Origin of the sequence: Curtobacterium sp. MCSS17_011 (assembly GCF_003224275.1) — a bacterium.
Taxonomy (GTDB): domain Bacteria; phylum Actinomycetota; class Actinomycetes; order Actinomycetales; family Microbacteriaceae; genus Curtobacterium.
Map to the genome: position 1 here is coordinate 1 of NZ_QKLE01000063.1, position 689 is coordinate 689.

The 689-nt window shown below is 69.1% G+C and carries 1 protein-coding gene; it reads right to left on the minus strand.

Annotated features, from left to right (window positions below; translation table 11 throughout):
• Positions 1–671: hypothetical protein (locus DEJ17_RS17465; protein ID WP_110895685.1), on the minus strand; the 671-nt coding region annotated here is incomplete at its 3' end.
• Between the last annotated feature and the right edge of the window lie 18 nt (positions 672–689).

A 689-nucleotide genomic window follows, 5' to 3' on the forward strand; every position in this document is an offset into this window, starting at 1 on the left:
GCGGTGATGGTGGCGGTGCCGACGAGCAGGCCGCGCTTGACGGCGTCGGTGCCGAAGGTCTTGTTCAGCAGGCCGGCAGCGTCCTCCGAGACGTGGACGGTGGTGCCGGTCAGGATGGCGTTGTCGCCCTCGAGCTGGAGGGGCTTGAGGGAGCCGCCGTGCAGCTCGAACAGGAACGCGTTGGCCGCGGCGACCTTGCCGTTGACGAGGACGTCGCCGTAGAGCTTGGACGAGCCGGGGTTCACGACGAAGTTCTCCAGCGTGACGGTGGTGTCGCCGGCCTTCAGGGTCAGACCGGAGTCGTCGTGGTTGAGCAGGCCCTGCACGTAGGGGCGGTAGTTGCCGTCCGGGGACCAGTAGGTGACCGACCCGGCGGTGATCGGGAACGACACCGACCCGTCTTCGAGGGTCGCGTCGCCGGAGACGCCGGGGGTGAGCTTGAGGGCGGTGAGGGCGTCGGTGAAGCCGGAGTCGAGCTTCACGGCGGTGGAGCCACCGAGGACCTCGGGGACCGAGGCGACGGGTGCGGGGATCTTCGACTCCGACGACGAGGACACCGTGTGCACGTTCGGGGTCGCGGCCTGGGCGGAGGAGATCCCGAACGCGGCACCGCCGAGGACGAGGGCGCCGGTCGTGGCGAGGGTGATGGAGGTCTTGAGGCTCGTACGCATCGTGATCAGTCCTTTGCT